The 18,508-nt window shown below is 52.4% G+C and carries 17 protein-coding genes; 3 read left to right on the top strand and 14 right to left on the bottom strand.

The genetic code is table 11. The features are described 5' to 3' along the window. The first annotated feature begins 38 nt into the window (after nucleotides 1-38). Both AC2IBB_RS12480 and pta read left to right on the top strand, forming a co-directional pair. Nucleotides 39-1,241 carry an acetate/propionate family kinase gene (locus tag AC2IBB_RS12480; protein WP_486333170.1) on the top strand — a complete coding sequence of 401 codons (1,203 nt, stop codon included), beginning with the start codon at nucleotides 39-41 and terminating at the stop codon, nucleotides 1,239-1,241. 60 nt (nucleotides 1,242-1,301) lie between these two features. Further along, complete coding sequence (gene pta / locus AC2IBB_RS12475) at nucleotides 1,302-3,449, top strand: phosphate acetyltransferase (protein WP_486333169.1); 2,148 nt, start codon at nucleotides 1,302-1,304, stop codon at nucleotides 3,447-3,449. 48 nt (nucleotides 3,450-3,497) lie between these two features. Here pta and der read toward each other — a convergent pair whose 3' ends face one another. The 13 genes from der to trmJ form a co-directional block, all read right to left on the bottom strand. Continuing rightward, on the bottom strand, nucleotides 3,498-4,916 hold the full coding sequence (der, locus tag AC2IBB_RS12470) for a ribosome biogenesis GTPase Der (protein WP_486333168.1): 1,419 nt from the start codon (nucleotides 4,914-4,916) through the stop codon (nucleotides 3,498-3,500). 74 nt (nucleotides 4,917-4,990) lie between these two features. Next, nucleotides 4,991-6,097 carry an outer membrane protein assembly factor BamB gene (bamB, locus tag AC2IBB_RS12465; RefSeq protein WP_486333167.1) on the bottom strand — a complete coding sequence of 369 codons (1,107 nt, stop codon included), beginning with the start codon at nucleotides 6,095-6,097 and terminating at the stop codon, nucleotides 4,991-4,993. 55 nt (nucleotides 6,098-6,152) lie between these two features. Beyond that, nucleotides 6,153-6,806, bottom strand: coding sequence for a YfgM family protein (locus AC2IBB_RS12460; RefSeq protein ID WP_486333166.1), 654 nt, complete (start codon nucleotides 6,804-6,806; stop codon nucleotides 6,153-6,155). Between the two features lie 37 nt (nucleotides 6,807-6,843). After that, the gene (gene hisS / locus AC2IBB_RS12455) at nucleotides 6,844-8,091 is read right to left on the bottom strand and encodes a histidine--tRNA ligase (protein ID WP_486333165.1); all 1,248 of its coding nucleotides are present in this window, start codon (nucleotides 8,089-8,091) and stop codon (nucleotides 6,844-6,846) included. Between the two features lie 147 nt (nucleotides 8,092-8,238). Continuing rightward, entirely contained in the window at nucleotides 8,239-9,351 is a 1,113-nt protein-coding gene (gene ispG, locus AC2IBB_RS12450) for a flavodoxin-dependent (E)-4-hydroxy-3-methylbut-2-enyl-diphosphate synthase (RefSeq protein ID WP_486333164.1), read from the bottom strand. Between the two features lie 12 nt (nucleotides 9,352-9,363). Next, a complete protein-coding gene (locus tag AC2IBB_RS12445) occupies nucleotides 9,364-10,347 on the bottom strand; it encodes a RodZ domain-containing protein (protein ID WP_486333163.1) in 984 nt (327 codons plus the stop codon). Between the two features lies 1 nt (nucleotide 10,348). Beyond that, nucleotides 10,349-11,137, bottom strand: a complete 789-nt coding sequence (gene pilW / locus AC2IBB_RS12440) for a type IV pilus biogenesis/stability protein PilW (RefSeq protein ID WP_486333162.1) — start codon at nucleotides 11,135-11,137, stop codon at nucleotides 10,349-10,351. A gap of 98 nt (nucleotides 11,138-11,235) precedes the next feature. Beyond that, nucleotides 11,236-12,372, bottom strand: a complete 1,137-nt coding sequence (gene rlmN / locus AC2IBB_RS12435) for a dual-specificity RNA methyltransferase RlmN (protein ID WP_486333161.1) — start codon at nucleotides 12,370-12,372, stop codon at nucleotides 11,236-11,238. A 70-nt stretch (nucleotides 12,373-12,442) separates the two neighbouring features. Further along, on the bottom strand, nucleotides 12,443-12,871 hold the full coding sequence (ndk, locus tag AC2IBB_RS12430) for a nucleoside-diphosphate kinase (protein WP_011398231.1): 429 nt from the start codon (nucleotides 12,869-12,871) through the stop codon (nucleotides 12,443-12,445). A gap of 250 nt (nucleotides 12,872-13,121) precedes the next feature. Next, a complete protein-coding gene (locus tag AC2IBB_RS12425) occupies nucleotides 13,122-14,303 on the bottom strand; it encodes an IscS subfamily cysteine desulfurase (RefSeq protein ID WP_486333160.1) in 1,182 nt (393 codons plus the stop codon). 73 nt (nucleotides 14,304-14,376) lie between these two features. Continuing rightward, nucleotides 14,377-14,856, bottom strand: coding sequence for a Fe-S cluster assembly transcriptional regulator IscR (gene iscR / locus AC2IBB_RS12420; protein WP_486333159.1), 480 nt, complete (start codon nucleotides 14,854-14,856; stop codon nucleotides 14,377-14,379). Between the two features lie 78 nt (nucleotides 14,857-14,934). Beyond that, the gene (cysE, locus tag AC2IBB_RS12415; RefSeq protein WP_486333158.1) at nucleotides 14,935-15,696 is read right to left on the bottom strand and encodes a serine O-acetyltransferase; all 762 of its coding nucleotides are present in this window, start codon (nucleotides 15,694-15,696) and stop codon (nucleotides 14,935-14,937) included. A 12-nt stretch (nucleotides 15,697-15,708) separates the two neighbouring features. After that, on the bottom strand, nucleotides 15,709-16,482 hold the full coding sequence (trmJ, locus tag AC2IBB_RS12410) for a tRNA (cytosine(32)/uridine(32)-2'-O)-methyltransferase TrmJ (RefSeq protein ID WP_486333157.1): 774 nt from the start codon (nucleotides 16,480-16,482) through the stop codon (nucleotides 15,709-15,711). Between the two features lie 218 nt (nucleotides 16,483-16,700). Here trmJ and AC2IBB_RS12405 point away from each other — a divergent pair, with 218 nt between their 5' ends. Then, entirely contained in the window at nucleotides 16,701-17,498 is a 798-nt protein-coding gene (locus AC2IBB_RS12405; RefSeq protein WP_486333156.1) for an inositol monophosphatase family protein, read from the top strand. Nucleotides 17,499-17,583: 85 nt separating this feature from the next. Here AC2IBB_RS12405 and secF read toward each other — a convergent pair whose 3' ends face one another. Further along, nucleotides 17,584-18,501 (bottom strand): protein translocase subunit SecF, encoded by a 918-nt coding sequence (gene secF / locus AC2IBB_RS12400; protein WP_486333155.1) that lies wholly within the window; start codon nucleotides 18,499-18,501, stop codon nucleotides 17,584-17,586. Nucleotides 18,502-18,508: the final 7 nt, after the last annotated feature.

Raw genomic sequence — 18,508 nt, 5'->3', positions numbered from 1 at the left:
GCTTATTAGTCACCGGAAACCAAGCATCCAAGGCAGGCATGACAGGAAACCTTATTCTGGTGTTGAACAGTGGAAGTTCCTCACTCAAGTTCGCCATTATCGATCCCGAGCAAGACGCTCCTCTACTCACTGGCCTCGCTGAACGCCTGGGCTCCAACGAGGCCAACTTTCGGCTGCGCTGGCGGCTCCAGGAAGATCATCATCAGCCCTGCCCAAACGCAGACCATGCCCGCGTCATCGATCAGTTGTTTGAACGCATGAGCGATCATGGCGTCAGTCCCGAAGACCTGACCGGCGTGGGACATAGAGTGGTGCATGGCGGTGAAAGTTTCCGCGACTCCGCCATCATTAATAACCAGGTGATCGCCAAAATTGAACAATGCGCCAAGCTTGCGCCATTGCATAATCCTGTAAACCTGCTGGGCATTAAAGCAATTGCAGAAAAGTACCCGGGTTTACAGCAAGTGGCGGTATTTGATACGGCATTCCATCAGACCCTGCCGGACTATGCTTACACCTACGCATTGCCTTACAGCCTTTACCGTAAGCACGGGCTCCGGCGATATGGCTTTCACGGCTCCAGCCACCGTTTTGTCGCGGACCGCGCCGCCAACTTACTGGGCAAACCATTACGTGACTGTAACTTCATCAGCGCCCACCTAGGCAATGGGTGCAGCGCCACCGCTATTAAAGGCGGCGTATCGGTGGACACCAGCATGGGCTTAACGCCCCTGGAGGGCTTAGTGATGGGCTCCCGCTGCGGCGATCTCGACCCTGGTCTGGTTCTACATCTGACGCAAACGCTCGACTACGCCCCAGATCAGTTGTCGCAGTTGCTCAACAAAGAAAGCGGACTGCTTGGCGTTTCAGAGTCCAGCAATGATATGCGAGAGCTGTTGCGTCTCCACGAAGAGGGCCACCATCAGGCGTCCCTCGCCATAGAGATTTTCTGCTACCGACTGGCGAAAACGATCGCCGGGTATTATTTATCGACGGCGCCGCTCGACGCCGTCATCTTTACTGGAGGCATCGGCGAAAACGCCGCGCCAGTGCGCGCAAAGGTATGCGGCTGGCTCAGGCCTCTGGGCGTACACCTGGACGAAGAGGCCAACCGCCTGCACGGCAGGGAGCGCCACGGACGCATTTCCAAGGATGACTCGCTAACTATCATGGTCGTCCCCACCAACGAGGAACTTCTTATCGCCCGGGACACCCTGGCGTTGATTAGGCGCCGCAAGTAATCGTAGCTGGCGTCCTCCTACGCTATTTTGTTCTCATCGCCCTAACCAAGAGGAATCATCGTGGCCAAAGTTCTCTTTATCGCCCCCGCCTCAGTCGCAGTCGGCCTGACCTCCGTCTGCCTTGGCTTGCTCAGGGCCTATGACAGTGTCGGTTTGCGCGTAGCATTCTTCAAACCGTTCGCACAGCCTCGCGATAACCACCATGAAATGGACCGCTCAATCGTATTCACCCGGGAGAAAATGGGCCTATCTGTCCCCGACCCCATGTCCCTGCGTCATGCGCACAACCTGATGAGCCAGCAGCAAACGCCCCTGCTGATGGAGCAGGCCATCGGTCTGTTCCATAAAGTGGATACGGAAGCTGATGTCATCATAGTGGAAGGCGTAGCGCCTCCCCCCGGTGACGATTATTCCGCCCGTCTGAATGTTGAAGTGGCGCGAAATCTGGACGCAGAAGTCATCCTGGTCGCCGCCCCTGACGGCATGCCGCCTCAGGAGCTGGATGATCACTTGTCCCTCGCCGCCCGGCTGTTTGCAGACCCTTCAGACCCTGATGTGGTCGGCTGTGTGCTCAACAAAGTGCACGCGCCTCATGGCGATGAACCGCCCTTCAGCGACGATACGAACGCAGACGCCCCCCAGACTGAAAAGCATGATTATGCAAAAGAGTGTAAGGTGTTCCGCCAATCTCATTTCCGACTGATCGCCAGTATCCCCTGGCGCGCGGATCTGGTAGCGCCCAGAACCTCAGACATTGTCGAGGAACTGGAAGCGGAGTATTTGAACGAAGGCAAGTCCGCGTATCGTAGAGTGCTTCACACCACTGTATGCGCCCGCACCATTCCCAATATGGTCAGTCGCCTGAAGCCTGGCGCATTGATCATCACGCCAGGAGATCGCGAAGACATATTTGTCACCAGTTGCGCCGCCGCCCTGACTGGCGTCCCCCTGGCTGGATTGCTGTTGACTGGTGGGCTAAAGCCGGACCCTCGCACATTGAAGCTATGCCAGCCCGCACTGGATACCGGCCTCCCGGTTCTGAGCACCCGCAAAGATACCTATGTCACTGCGAGCATGGTATCGCGCATGGACACCGAAGTACCGTTGGACGATATGGAGCGCATTGAGTCAGTCATCGCCAGCGTGTCCGGCCATATTGATCCAGAGTGGCTCAAGCAATCGGTGAGCCTGCCGCGTAAACCCCGTATGTCGCCCGCCGCATTCCGCTATCAGCTATCGAAACGAGCCAAGGAAGCCAATAAAACCATTATCCTGCCCGAAGGGAACGAGCCGCGAACCATACAGGCCGCCACTATCTGCCATGAGCGTGGCTTTGCAAAATGTATTCTGGTGGGAAAACGGCAGGAGATACTTGCGGTGGCGGAGGCGCAGGGCGTGCAGTTACCCGAAGCTATTCAAATCATCGAACCGGATCAAGTCAGGGAAAAGTATGTTTCTCCCATGGTGGAGCTGCGGAAGCACAAAGGACTGACGCCGCAAATGGCTGAAGCGCAGTTAGAAGACAATGTCGTACTCGCCACCATGATGCTGGCGCTTGGCGAAGTGGACGGACTGGTGTCTGGCGCCGTGCATACTACGGCCAACACCGTGCGTCCCGCCCTGCAACTTATCAAGGCTCGCAAGGGGTGTCGCATAGTTTCCTCGGTTTTCTTCATGTGCCTGCCGGAGCAAGTGTTGGTATATGGCGATTGCGCCATCAACCCGGACCCGGATGCAGAAGAGCTCGCAGACATTGCGCTCCAGTGCGCGGATTCTGCAGTTCTCTTCGGGATCGAGCCCCGTGTGGCGATGCTGAGCTACAGCACTGGCGACTCCGGCGCTGGCAGCGATGTAGACAAGGTGCGGGCGGCGACCAAACTCGCCCATGAGAAGCGCCCAGACTTACTGCTGGATGGACCATTGCAGTATGACGCCGCCGCCATCGAAGATGTGGCGAAAACCAAAGCGCCCAATAGCAAAGTGGCCGGAAAGGCGACAGTGTTTGTGTTCCCTGATCTGAATACTGGCAACACCACCTACAAGGCAGTGCAGCGTAGCGCTAATGTGATCAGCATGGGCCCAATGCTGCAAGGTTTGAAAAAACCGGTGAATGATCTGTCTCGCGGCGCCCTGGTGGAAGACATTGTCTACACCATCGCGTTAACTGCGGTGCAAGCGACCCAGAATACGGAAGTGCTGGAAAGCTGAAGATATCGCCGCCGGGGTCCCGGCGGCGTTTTTACGCAACAGGCTCTGTTAACGAGATTTCTTGCGTTTCTGCTTATGCTTAAGCTTCTTGACGTGCTTCATCAAGCGCACTTTTTTCTTCTGCTGTCGCGGCGAAAGCTTATTCTTTCTGCCAGCAAAGGGGTTTTCGCCACTACGAAACTCGAAGCGAATCGGCGTGCCGACCACTTTTAACACCTTACGGAACGTGTTCTCAAGAAAGCGTTTGTAGCTGTTAGGCAGCGCGTCGGTCTGGTTGCCATGCACGATAATCAACGGCGGGTTCGAGCCTCCCTGGTGCGCATAACGCAACTTGATGCGACGCCCGTTAACCATTGGCGGCTGGTGTTGGGAAACCGCATCCTCCAGCAATGTCGTCAACTGATTCGTGGACCACTTCGCCATGGCGCTATCAAAACACTCATGCACGGATTCATACAAATGCCCAACGCCAGTGCCGTGCAGCGCGGAAATAAAGTGAATCTGCGCATATTCCACAAACCCCATGCGCCGATCGATTTCGCGACGCACGTCATCCTTGTCGTCCTGTGACATGCCGTCCCACTTATTGATCGCCAGAACCAGTGCGCGTCCAGCTTCAATAGCGAAACCAAGCAAATGCAAATCCTGGTCTACAATGCCTTCACGAGCGTCTAACACCAGCACAACCACATGCGCATCTTTGATCGCCTGCAGCGTCTTCACGATGGAGAACTTCTCCACGGCTTCGCTGACGTTTTTACGTCGCCGTACGCCTGCCGTATCAATCAGGGTGTAACGCTCACCAAGCCGCTCGTAGGGAATGTAGACAGAATCCCGGGTCGTACCGGGCTGGTCGAACACCACGACTCGGTCTTCACCCAGCAAACGGTTCACCAGTGTCGACTTACCAACGTTGGGGCGCCCAATGATGCCAATGCGAATGCCGGATTCTTCATCGCTTTCCTGCGGCTCTTGTTCCGGAAACGGCTCCAGCGCCCTTTCCAACAAAGAACGAACGCCGCGGTTATGCGCAGCCGCGGTATACATGTACTCCTGAAAGCCAAGCGCGAAAAAGTCCGCAGCAGCCACTTCCGGCTGCATGCCATCCACCTTGTTCACCACCAGAATGGCGGGCTTCCCGCGCACGCGCAGCTCCTTGGCGATCATTTCGTCTGCGGGAGTCATGCCCGCTTGCGCGTCCACGACAAACAACACGACGTCCGCCTCATTCATGGCGGTGAATGACTGCCCCGCCATGGCCGCGTCGATGCCCTGCTCTTCGCCGGTAATCCCTCCGGTGTCAACGACAATATAGTGTTTGCCTTCCAACTCGCCTTCGCCGTATTTACGGTCACGGGTCAGGCCCGGCAAGTTAGCGACGATAGCGTCACGGCTGCGGGTCATGCGATTAAACAGCGTGGACTTGCCAACATTTGGCCGCCCCACGAGGGCGATTACCGGTTTCATGATCGCGGATATCTCTAAATAAAACGGTTACAACATATACAAGAAGCGCAACTGGAAACAGCTGCGCGTCAAAATTACTTAATATCCCAAACGCTCAAGTCGCCGTCGCTGCCCAAAATAATCAGATGATTACCATAAATCAGCGGGGCGGCATGAATGGGATCGCCAGCAGGATGAATTCTCGCCATCATGCGGCCGTCCACTTGGGACAATATGTGCACATAGCCTTCCAAGTCGCCTACCGCCAGATAGTTACCCCACACTACGGGAGAAGACAATTCACGGTAGGACAAATCAGTCTGTCTCCAGACTTCCTTCTTGCTGTTTCTGTCTACAGCGACCACATCTCCTTCAGTCGTGGAAATATAAATATTGGTGAATCCAATTCCCGGCGTCACATAGCTGGACATAGGCATGGACCACTCTTCTTTGCCGTTCATCGGGCTCAATCGCGCCAATTGCCCCTGATATGAAACGGCAAACAACGCCCCGTCCTGAACTAAGACATCTCCGTCTACATCCACCAGACGCTCCAGCTCCGTACGGCCTTTCGGCGTCGCCACGCGTTGCTCCCAGTATAGCTGACCATCATTGACGCTGACGGCGACAACCGATCCATTAGCCAAACCGGATATTACCCCATCCTGTAACAGCACTGGCTTGGAGGAGCCGCGCAGGGTTAAGGCGGGTTCATTACTGGCGAATTCCCAAAGCTTCTTGCCATCTTCTACATCATACGCCGCCAACTTACCGTCCAGAGTCTGTACAATGGCTTTGCCCGAGCCAGATACAGCAGGGGCCAGCACCTCACTGGATGTGGGCGAGCGCCACAGAACTTCGCCGCTCTCTCTGTCCAACGCGACCAGCTCACCATCCAGTGTGGCGACATAAAGCCTGCGATAATCCCCACCCACGCCTCCAACCAAAGGCTCGTCAAGGTCAACGTCCCAAAGGCGCTTACCGCTCTCCAGGTCAATCGCGTAAATTTCACCTTCAATGTCGTTGGCGTATATCTTGTCATCAACAACAAAAGGCGCGAACTTCAAAAACTGGTCATCCTGTCCATCCCCGATGGAGCGGGACCATAAGCGCTTCAATTCCACTTCTGGAGTGAAAGATTTCAGCTCAGCAGGATCAGGGCGCACATCGTCACTTCCACACCCGCTCAGTAACCCTGCCATAACGAAAAAAAGCGCCCCTAACGGGCGCCATTGAGTTCGGAACTTCATGATAAATTTATACGTCCGCCAAATCGTTCAACTTAATCTGCAGCAGCTCAGTCGGCAACTCGTGTTCTTTCGCATCAGCCAGTGCCTGCTCATAGGCTGCTTTAGCTTCCGCGCGGCTTCCTTTCATCTTCAGAATGTCCCCGGCGAGCTCTTGAAAATGAGAGTAAAACGCATCCCCCTTCTGAACCTTCAGGGCCGCCAGCGCATCGTCAAACTTCTGTTGCGCCGCCAATACACGCGCCAAACGCAAAGATACTACGCGCTTCAGCGCCTCGTCTTCAGTTTCTGAAGCCGCCGCTTTCAATACTGTTTCAGCCCCCGCAAAGTCTTTCTTCTCTACCGCTTGCTGAGCTTCAAACAGCTTTGCATAGAGTGCGTAGGTAGTACCCGGAAACTTGGACTGCAGTTCTGTGGCTAGAAAAGTAATGTTAGCCTGAGCCTTTTCGTCATCAGCCATTTGCGCAGCGCCAGCGGCTTGCACCAGCTCCTGATACATCTGAGACGCCTCTTCTTTCTTTTGCAGTTCGTTCTGCTGATAGGCCTTCCAGCCAAAAATTGCAGCCAAAGCCAAGCCGATACCAATCAAAAGCGCATTGCCGTTTTCCTTCCACCAATTTTTAATGGCGGCGATTTGTTCTTCTTCTGTGCGCAATGAATCCACTTGTTTTCTCCTCAACAATAAGCATCAATAACTGTTATTAAATCATTTGCGGCGCGCGCTGGATAAACTCCTCCAGCGACAACGTTTTTTGCGCCTGATCGGTACGCAGAGGTTTAACCGTCACTTCCCGCTGGCTGACTTCGTTCTCCCCCAACAGCAACGCAAACGCCGCCGAGCTTTTATCAGCCTTCTTCATCTGAGCTTTAAAACTCCCCCCACCGCAATTCATCACGACTCGGATATTATGCTGCAGATCCCTCAGCTGTTCCGCCACATCAAAAGCATAAGCTTCCGCCTGCTCGCCAAGCGCGGCGATAAAGAAGTCTGCACGGTCCTGTAAACTGGCTGGAATCAAACCCAGAGTCTCAAGCATCAACACCAAGCGCTCGACACCCATAGCGAATCCTACCCCTGGGGTTCCTTTACCGCCCAGCTGCGCAACCAGCCCATCATAACGGCCGCCGGCGCAGACAGTGCCTTGCGCGCCTAAAGAGTCAGTAATCCATTCAAAAACGGTCTTACCATAATAATCCAACCCGCGAACCAGCTTCGGGTTCACGGTATAACTCAATCCGGCTTTATCGAGAAACGCCCTGAGCCCGGAAAAGTGCTGTGCCGACTCAGCATCTAAAAAGTCATTGAACAACGGAGCGTTAAGGAGAATTTCCTGAGTCCTGACGTCTTTACTATCCAGTATCCGCAGCGGGTTGCTGGAAAGTCTGCGGCGACTGTCCTCGTCCAGTTGGTCCTCGTATTGCCCCAAGTAATCAACCAAGGCCTGCCGGTACTTCGCCCTCGCGTCAGCACTGCCGATGGAATTAATATGCAGCTGGACATGTTCAGAAAGCCCAAGCTTCTTCCATAAGCGCGCAGTCATGATAATCAGCTCCGCATCAATATCCGGGCCGTTAAAGCCAAAACACTCCACCCCAATCTGGTGAAACTGACGATAACGGCCTTTTTGCGGCCTTTCATGACGGAACATGGGGCCGCTATACCAGAGGCGACGAGTCTGGTTGAACAGCAAACCATGCTCTTCACCAGCACGCACGCACCCGGCGGTCCCTTCAGGACGTAAGGTCAGGCTGTCGCCGTTGCGATCCTCAAAGGTATACATCTCTTTTTCGACGATATCCGTCACTTCACCGATGGAGCGTTTAAATAAGTCTGTCTGCTCCACAATGGGCATTCTGATTTCTTCAATGCCATATTGCTCAAACAAGCAACGTGCGGTGTCTTCCAGATAACGCCAGACTGGCGTTTGATCCGGCAGCACATCGTTCATGCCCCGGATTGCCTGAATACGCGCCAAAGTATTACCTCTAACTTAATTGATTCCTGATCGCCGGATATTAGCGCTCCGGCAATGTGCAAACTTGTGTCGCTGGCTTAGTTGTCGTTCTAACTACCGCCCCAAACTATCCGCCGAGATTTAACCTTTTGCGATCAACGCATCCAGCTCTTCCTGCTTGGCCGCCGCTTTATTGCGGATCAATGTCTCAAAACGCTCAACCAGTTCATCATTATTCAACTTATGATCTGGTTTGCCGCCGACATAAATCAGGTTCGACGGCGAGCCTCCGGTTAAACCTATATCTGCTTCTTTCGCTTCGCCCGGCCCATTCACCACACAACCGATAACGGCCACGTCCAATGGGGTATTGATATCCTCCAGACGACGCTCAAGCTCGTTCATGGTCTTGATCACGTCAAAATTCTGCCTGGAGCAGCTGGGACAAGCTATGAAGTTAATTCCTTTGGAGCGTAGCTTAAGACTTTTGAGGATATCGTACCCCACCCGGATTTCCTCCACCGGGTCCGCCGCCAATGACACCCGAATCGTGTCGCCTATGCCATCCATTAAAAGCATACCTAACCCAATAGCGGACTTGACCGCTCCAGAGCGAAACCCTCCCGCTTCGGTGATACCAAGATGAAGCGGCTGCTCAATCTGGTTTGCAATTTGGCGATAGGCTGCAACCGTCATAAAAACATCAGACGCTTTCAAACTCACCTTAAAATTCTGAAAGTCATGACGATCAAGTATATCTATGTGTCGCATCGCAGATTCAACCAGCGCCTCTGGTGTGGGCTCGCCGTATTTTTTCTGCAACTCTTTCTCTAATGACCCTGCGTTGACGCCAATTCGAATAGGAATACCTTTGTCTCTGGCGGCGCTGATAACCGCCTTAACGCGGTCCTCACGCCCTATATTGCCAGGATTGATACGAAGACAATCCACGCCAACTTCTGCGACGCGAAGAGCAATCTTATAATCAAAATGTATGTCCGCCACCAACGGCAAGGTGACTCTTTGCTTGATGGCGGCGAAAGCCTCCGCCGCCTCCATAGACGGAACCGAAACCCTGACAATATCAGCCCCGGCCTGCTGCAACTTTTCAATTTGCGCTACGGTGGCATTTACATCGCAGGTTTCAGTGTTCGTCATTGACTGTACTGCGATAGGCGCATCTCCACCAACCGGCACAGCGCCGACCATAATCTGGCGCGAACGTCGCCTTTTTATCGGTGACTCAAAATGCATAAGAACAGAACCTCAACGTTCCAAGGTCATTTCAACACGATTGTTGCGCACGCGGTACTGTCCGAAATCCAGAGGCTTACCATTAACCTCCAGCTTCACGGCATCCACTGCGCCAATAATAAAACGCAAAGGGTACTCCCCTTGAAAATCAACCACATCGCCTTGACGGTATAAGCCAACAACACGATTGTTGCTCTTGTCTCTCAAATCAAACCAGCAATCCCCTATGAATGTCGCCCGCACAGCCACTTTTCCTATAGCTGTTTGAGAAACCGCCTCAGGCTCTGTTGCGGTCTCAGGCTCTACTGATGAGGGCGCATCAACCACTGCAATAGGGGGCGCAGTTTCAACAAGGTCTGAGGGACTACTATCTTCTGGCTGCAAAAAGTCTTCTGGGGACGGTTCTTGATCATCTTCTTCGCGGCCGGCGCCATCCAATATAAGCGGGTCTGATTCAGTCGCAAGTTGCTCTTGCTCAACGACTGGAGCAAGCGGCTCACTTTCATCTAGATTGGGCTGCGCGGATACAGCCTCTTCACTCAAACTTCCCTGAATAGTCGCTTCAGATTTCTCTTCTGGAGCCAGCTCGCGCCCTGACAGCAAGAAATAAACGAGGCCCGCCGCTAACGCCAGAGCCAACAATATCAACCACAGCCCTCCACCACTTTTAGGCTTCTCCTCAAAAGAGGGCGACGAAGCTGGTCGCTCCTCGGTAAATCCACCATCCTCTAGAGAGAGCTCCTGCTCCAGCTCTTCAATCACCCTGTCTTCAGACAGATTGACCAAGCGAGCGTAGGCCCTGACATAACCTTTCAGGAATACCAACCCAGGCAACTGGTTATGCTCGCCATCTTCGATAGCTTTCACATAGCGGGGAATAACATGCAGCCGTTCGGCTGTTTCCGGGATGCTCCAGCCCAACTTCTCCCGGGCCTGACGCAATCGGCTGCCCGGTCGATCATTAGCGGCGGGGTTGGATGCGGCCTCGGACGACATATCAACTACTTCCTTTCATCGATTTATATTCAGCGGAGTTGGGAAACAAGTTCTTCAGTAACAACATCAAAGAGGCTTCCTCATTCAAGTCCTTCTTCTCCCTGGCGATTTTTATTCCCAACGCCAAGCTGGAGGGCGAATGCGCAGCCCCTCCTCTGCGCACTGTTTCCCAGTATGCGCTGTAAAATTTATTTGCTTTCGTTAATTCGTTTTTATCGTAATACAAGGAAGCTAAAGCCAGCACTACAGTAGGCTGGCCATGCTTTAATGTCAGCGACTTTTCATACGCCTTTATTGCCTGCTCAGACTCAGCCAGACGTAACCGAATCAATCCAATATTGCTAAAAATCTGGGCCCTGCTCTCGTAGTTAACATCGCTAGACGCTTTATCAAGCTGTTCCACAGCCTCCCTGTAGCGGCCCTGCTCATACAAATAGGCCGCATAGTAGGTGCGTCCACGTGTAAAACCAGGATCAGAACGAAGTGCAGACTTAAATTGCTTTTCCGCCAATAATAATTCTTCTTGTCGTTGGTACACCAAACCTAGAGCAGCCTGAGCTTCAGCGTTATCTGGCTTGATCTGTAGCGCCCGCTGTAACTTCAGCAAGGCGTTTTCCAAGTCGCCTTGTTGGTAGTAAGCTAAACCCAGTTGAACATATTGTTGAACAGCCTTATCTTCGGAAGCCTTGTTAGTATAGGGCCCAGTAACAGTCGTAACGCATCCTGCATGCAGGCCTCCTAACACCACCGCCAATACTATAGTTTTAATAGTGCGCTTGAGGTTTTCCATCTTTCTCAACTTAGTTATCAATGTCAGCGTTGCTTTCAATTTGAGAAACGGCCTTGTTTTATTTATGAATCTAAAGATTAGCGCCACTAGTACAATTACTAAATAGATGGGCGACCGTCAGTGGGAGTATTAATATTCTGTAAAGGAATATACTTCTGGCTTCTCCGCGTCCTATCTTCAACGCGCCCCACCAACTGACCGCATGCCGCATCAATATCATCCCCTCTTGTCGTGCGGACAGTGGCGACATAGCCTGCATCACTGAGCACCTTTTGAAACTTCAGCGTCGCATTTCGCGACGGGCGCTCATAGCCGCTGTTAGGGAATGGATTAAAGGGGATCAGATTAATTTTGCACGGCAAATCGCGCAATAGGTCGCGCAACTCGCGTGCATGCGCTTCGCTGTCATTTACGCCGGCAATCAAGGTGTATTCCACAGTAATGCGGCGCTTATCGGAGAGTTTATTCAAATAGCGATGACAAGCCGCCAACAGATCCTCTATCGGATATTTTTTATTTACTGGAACCAATACATCGCGCAAAGGATTATTCGGCGCATGCAGAGAAATTGCGAGGGAGACATCCGTCACATCGCCCAGCTTATCAAGGGCGGGAACAAGTCCAGAGGTGCTGACAGTCAGACGACGCTTGGAAATACCGAAGCCAAAATCGTCCATCATGACATTGCAGGCGCGCACGACATTGTCGAAATTCAGTAAGGGTTCGCCCATCCCCATAAAAACAATATTTGTAACGTAACGCTCTTTGGATAAATCATAATCGCCAAACGATCTGGCCGCGATCCACAGTTGGCCGATAATCTCAGCGGAACTGAGATTACGATTGAACCCTTGCTTTCCAGTTGAACAAAAACTGCAGTCCAGAGAACAACCTATCTGCGAGGAAACACACAGTGTGCCTCGTCCATTATCTGGAATATAAACAGTTTCAATGCTGTTGCCGCCGGCCAGACGCATGACCCATTTACGGGTGCCGTCGGCGGAAATATCTTCATATATAACTTCAGGCACGGAAACTTCAGCTACTTCTTTCAGCTTTTCCCGTAACGCCTTACTCATATTCGTCATGAGGTCAAAGTCAGACACGCCAAGATGATACATCCACTTCATCAACTGAGTGGCGCGGAATTTTTTCTCTCCCAACGACTCGAAGAAAGATTCGAGGTCGGAACGATTCATTCCTAATAAGTTAGTTTTTGCGTTGGCGCCTGACATGCTTTACCTCTTAAAAAGAGTGCAGCGATAGTGCTGCACTCGATTAATTGCCTCGACTGATAGTTTAATATCAGCTGCGGGGGCAGATTTCGTTCTCGCTGAAGAAATAAGCTACTTCACGCTCAGCAGACGCCGCAGAGTCAGAACCGTGAACCGCGTTTGCGTCAATTGAAGAAGCGAAGTCTGCGCGAATAGTTCCTGGCTCAGCTTCTTTGGGATTGGTTGCGCCCATCAGTTGACGATTCAGAGCAATAGCGTTCTCGCCTTCCAGCGCCTGAACGACAACAGGGCCAGAAGTCATGAAAGCTACCAGGTCGGGGAAAAATCCACGTTCTTTGTGCTCAGCATAAAAGCCTTCAGCTTGCTCTTGTGACAGATGCAGCATTTTTGCCGCCACAATACGCAGACCGGCTTTCTCAAAACGCGAATAAATTTCGCCGATTACATTTTTCGCCACTGCGTCGGGCTTAATGATAGACAGCGTACGTTCTACGGCCATCGATATGCTCTCCAAAATGAGGGTTATAACAACTTTAGGTTTATATTCTGAACAGGCGATTATACGCATGTTCCAGGGAAAGTTACACTCTGCGCCTATTACGAAAACGAAGCCCGCGGCGAGAGAGTCGCGCGGACGGAAATCGCTCCAGCGGACGTCTGACGCAACTCATCTAACAGTGCGCCAAACACAGACTAAATTTTTGTTAACGAGAGCCAGAAAAACGCCCTCCGCATTGGTTAACTCGACACTAACTTCCAGACTTCGCCTTCCATGCCGGCGATAACTCCCGCAGTTTATTGACTGCCGTAATTATCACATCAGCCGCCACGTCGACATCCTCCTCCTGAGTATAGCGTCCCATGGAAATACGCAGGGAACTAAGCGCCAGCTCATCTGAAACGCCAATGCCCTTTAAGACATAAGAGGGTTCTAGCGAGGCGGATGTACAAGCCGAACCGGTTGAAACAGCAAGGTCACGCATCGCCATCAATAGCGATTCGCCATCTACATATCCGAAGCTGATATTCAAGGTTCCTGGTAAACGGCTAACTTCCGAGCCGTTCAAATAAATATCCGGCAAAACAGACAGCGCTCCCCACAGCTTGTCACGCAGACCCGATAACCGCCCCGCCTCTTCAGCCATACTCAGGCCAGCCAACTCGAAAGCCGCCCCCATGCCTGCAATTTGATGGGTTGGGAGCGTACCGGAACGCATTCCACGCTCGTGGCCGCCGCCATGAATCTGTGCGTCCACACCAACAAACGGATTCCTTCGCACGTACAGCGCCCCAATTCCCTTAGGCCCATATATTTTATGCGCGCAACATGACAGCAGATCAACAGGCATGGTTTTCATATCAACCGCCAGCTTGCCCACCGACTGCGCCGCATCCACATGGAAAAAAGCCTGATGTCCACGCAATATTTCACCAATCGTTTGAATGTCAGTGACGCTACCTAACTCATTGTTGGCGTGCATAAGCGAAACAAGAATCGTATCCTTGCGCAGGGCGTCCTCGACAGCCTGAGGACTAACCACCCCATCCTTTTCAGGCTTCAGATAAGTGACTTCATACCCCTGTTTTTCAAGGTAAGCGCAAGGATCAAGAACAGCTTTGTGCTCTATTGCGCTAGTAATGATATGTCGTCCTTTGTCAGCATAGCGACCAGCAACACCTTTAATGGCAAGGTTATCTGCTTCAGTGGCGCCAGAAGTCCATACTATTTCCCGAGGGTCAGCGCCAATGAGGTCCGCCACTTGACGACGCCCCTTTTCCACCACTTCCTCCGCACGCCAGCCGTATATGTGCGAACGAGACGCAGGATTAGCGAACACGCCATCCAACGTCAGGCAACCACTCATCACCTCAGCGACTCTGGGGTCCACCGGCGTGGTAGCGGCGTAATCGAGATACACAGGTTTCTTCATTATTTCAATTATCCATATCCAAGTGCTTCAGCGCTCCCCGCGCCTGCTTTTTCTATGAAACGGGAAAAACAGATCAGCCGATATCGACCAAAGAAATACCTGCCTCGCCCGCCCGTTTTCTTTCAGTCTGTCTCTCAGCGATTTCCTGCACCGCCCGACTGGAGACAAGCTCTGCAAGACTGATGCCACTAAGATAGTCGTGAATACGCTCACTAAGATCCTGCCATAAGTGATGCGTCAAACAAATTTCACCACCCTGGCAGTCACCTTTACGCCCACATCGGGTAGCATCGATGGACTCGTTGACCGCCTCTATGATTTCCGCCACAGCCGTTTCATTAAGCGGACGCGCCAGTCTATAGCCGCCGCCAGGCCCTCTGACGCTGGACACAAGCCTGCCACGCCTCAACTTGGCGAACAATTGTTCAAGATATGAAAGTGAAATGCCCTGACGCGCTGAGATATCCGCCAGACTGACAGGGCCGCCGTCACCATGCAACGCCAGATCCAGCATGGCGGTCACCGCGTAGCGGCCTTTGGTGGTCAAGCGCATGTTTAAACCCCTAAATAATTTAGGGCATTATGAAATGACCCTGTAAGCTGATCAAGTATTATGGGTCATCACATCAAGCTACTTTTCTTCGCGAACGCACTCAAAGTCTTCGCTCTTTAAAGGCGGCAGGTCGCCATTGCGATACTCCACGTCCAGTTTGTGCAGACATTTGCACATTGACTCCAAACGGTCATCGACTGCCTGCATGTGATCCAGCATAGCTCGAATAGAACGGGCCACGGGATCAGGCATCTCCTCACTGAGCCCATAGGCGTCAAAGCCCATTTTTTCTTCCATCGCCTTGCGCCGATCCGCCTCCGGCTCCTCCTTCTTCACGATTACGCGGCCTGGAATGCCCACCACTGTCGCGTTGGCCGGCACCTCTTTAGTGACCACCGCATTGGAACCCACTTTCGAATTATCTCCCACTGTAAACGGCCCCAAGATCTTTGCGCCGGCGCCAACGACCACGCCATTTCCCAGCGTAGGATGACGTTTTCCTGCATTCCAACTGGTCCCCCCCAGAGTCACCCCCTGATAAAGAGTGACGTCGTCGCCAATTTCAGCAGTTTCTCCAATCACCACCCCCATACCGTGATCTATAAAAAAACGGCGGCCAATCTTAGCGCCCGGATGTATTTCAATTCCCGTCATCCAGCGACTAAAGGTAGAGAGGAACCGCGCCAGCCACTTTAAACCTCTGCTCCATAGCCAGTGGCTGATACGATGCGCCAGCAAGGCGTGCAAACCGGGATAACATGTCAGCACCTCAAAGGCGTTTCTGGCCGCTGGGTCCCGGTGAAAGACACTTCTTACGTCCTCTTTTAATTGCGCTAACATGATTCGCCCCAATTATTTCTTTTGCCAAGTTCCAGCCATTTTCTGCGTGGACCTTAAGATACCTCGCAGAATATTAATTTCCATTTTATCCAGACGCGCACGCTGATAAAGACGCCGCAAACGCGACATCAATTGCCTTGGGTTTTCCGGGTCATGAAATTCGATATCGATTAAGGTCTGCTCCAGATGAGCCATATAGCGCTCAACTTCCTCCGCCGTCGCGGCCTCGACGTCCCATCCCGCATCTCCCGGGCCATCCAACCTTTGGATATATGACTGATTCTCCTCGTTTTCAAGCAGCCAGCGCATATGAAGCTCATAGCAAATCACTTGAACCGCCATCGCGACATTCAAAGAGGAGTAGTCAGGATTTGAAGGAATGTGGACATGCAAGTGGCAGCGCTGCAACTCTTCATTAGTGAGCCCTCGCTCTTCACGCCCAAATACGATCGCCACATCACCTTTGGTCGCGACGGCGCAATCGTGAACGTCGTCAGCCAGATCCCGCGGATTTCTAACAGGCCAAGGAATGCTCCGCCCCCTGGCGCTCGTTCCCACTATGAGAGAGCAGTCGGCGACAGCTTCATCTAAAGTGGCGACCACTTGCGCACCATCCAAAACATCCAAAGCGCCAGAAGCGCGACTTACCGCCTCATGATCGGGGTACCGATCCGGCTCGACCAAAACCAAGCGAGACAGTCGCATGTTTTTCATAACACGCGCCGTAGCGCCTATATTGCCAGGATGAGAGGTGTTGACCAGCACAATACGGATGTTTTCCAGCATTTCCACACCTTTTTAAAAGTGCGCAATGGTAGCAGAATTGCACGCAATTGCCTCCCCCTGCAAAAGCTAAAACATCACCGCCGCCCCGCTTTCTGGCGCGCCCTGAGACCTTTTCTATAATTTAAACCGTAAGTAGATTTCTGGGTGTCTTTACACTACGGAGTTGCTATTATTAGCGCCCTTTTTAAAACCGTTCTTTACAAAGTAGTGATCAAACCATGCAGCCAATGATTAATATTGCCTTGCGCGCCATTCGCTCGTCCAATGAGCAAATCAACATGATTCTTGAGCGTGAAGAGTTGTCTTTTACCGATCCGGAAAAGCTGAAGAGAGTCATTGCCCGTGTTGACGCCGCTTTCTACGATAACCTATCCCGCGCCCTGCAACGGGCTTATCCTACGCACCAAATCAACAAGAAAGGCGACCTGAAGGGGAACCCGAAAGGCGTCAGCTGGCACATCATGCCGGCGCACAACCCCGCCAGTCTTGTACGCGGACTGTCTGACTGGTGCTTTTCTTTGGTTTGCAAAAAGAATGATCAGACCGAGCACGCCATCATTACTTTCCCAGTCACCGGCGATGAGTATACGGCAAGCCGCGGCGGCGGAGCCTCCTTAAACGGAAAACGGATTCGCGTCTCCGCCACCAAAGAGCTCGAGCTATCCATGCTGTCCACAAATATCCTGGAAGGCATTGGCAAAAGAGAGGAGCCGGCTTCACTACTGGAAGCCTACGCCGAGCTTGACAAGAGCTGCTTTGGCGTCAGAAGCGCGCACTGCATCCCCCAAGAGCTGGCTTACTTAGCATCAGGGAAAACTGACGTCGCCATATTGAACAACATCAGCCCACTTGAAACGGCAGCCGGACTGCTTATCGCCAAAGAAGCCGGAGCCTTGAACAGCGACGTTCGCGGCAATCCGCTCAATGAAAGAAGCCGTTCACTCATTTGCTGCAACCCTAAAATGCTTAAGCCCGTCTCTCAAAAGGCCCACAAATTGGCTGAGCTATTGAAGTAGCCGCACTCCGAAAGCTTTTAATCATAAAAAAGCCGGTCATATGACCGGCTTTTTTGACTGAACAGCAACCCAGAAAATGAACGCCTCAGGGGCGCTCATCCAGTTCCGCCCCCTCTTTAACAGGGATCATGAGATCTTCATTACTGATATTCATGACCAGCAGCAGATTACTCGCCACGTAAATTGAAGAGTAGGTACCCACTATGATGCCGATAATCAATGCCGTCGAGAATCCTTTTAGAGCCGGCCCGCCAAACAGGAACAGCGCCACCAGCACCAACAGAGTAGTCAGTCCAGTAACAATGGTTCGAGACAATGTTTGCGTCAGCGATATATTAATGATCGCAATTGGCGTCTCATCCCGCAGGCGACGAAAATTCTCACGAACACGGTCGCTAACCACAATAGTATCGTTTAGCGAGTAACCTATAACCGCCAACACCGCCGCCAACACGTTCAAGTCGAAGTCCCACTGAAACAGCGAGAACAACCCTAGGGTAATGATGACATCATGCACCAAGGCCAACACCGCACCAACAGAGAACTTAAACTGAAAGCGGAAAGCGATGTAGAGCATAATGACGCCCAGCGCCAACAGTAAGCCCAAGCCACCCTGCTCACGCAACTCCTCGCCAACCTGAGAGCCAACAAACTCAGAACGACTCAGACTTACCTTCGCACCGTCCGCAGATAAAGCGCTCACCACCTCCGTACCGATGGACTCACTGTGCTCCTGCTGGAGGCGCACCAGAATACTGGTGTCAGAACCAAACTTCTGCACCACGAAGTTTTCATACTGGTGTGTTTCAAGCTGATGCCGCACATCATTAATTTGCGGCGCCTTCGCATACTCCACTTCAACCAGCGTCCCGCCAGTAAAATCCAGCCCGAACGACAAGCCGCGGGTAGCAATGGACACGATAGATACAATGATCATTATCACAGACAAAGCCAGGGCAGGCTTCGCTATGCCCATAAAGTTATAAACTTTTTCATCAGACATAGTTATG

The organism is Hahella sp. NS-SX17 (assembly GCF_057367735.1).
This window is presented reverse-complemented; position numbering and strand designations above follow the sequence as displayed.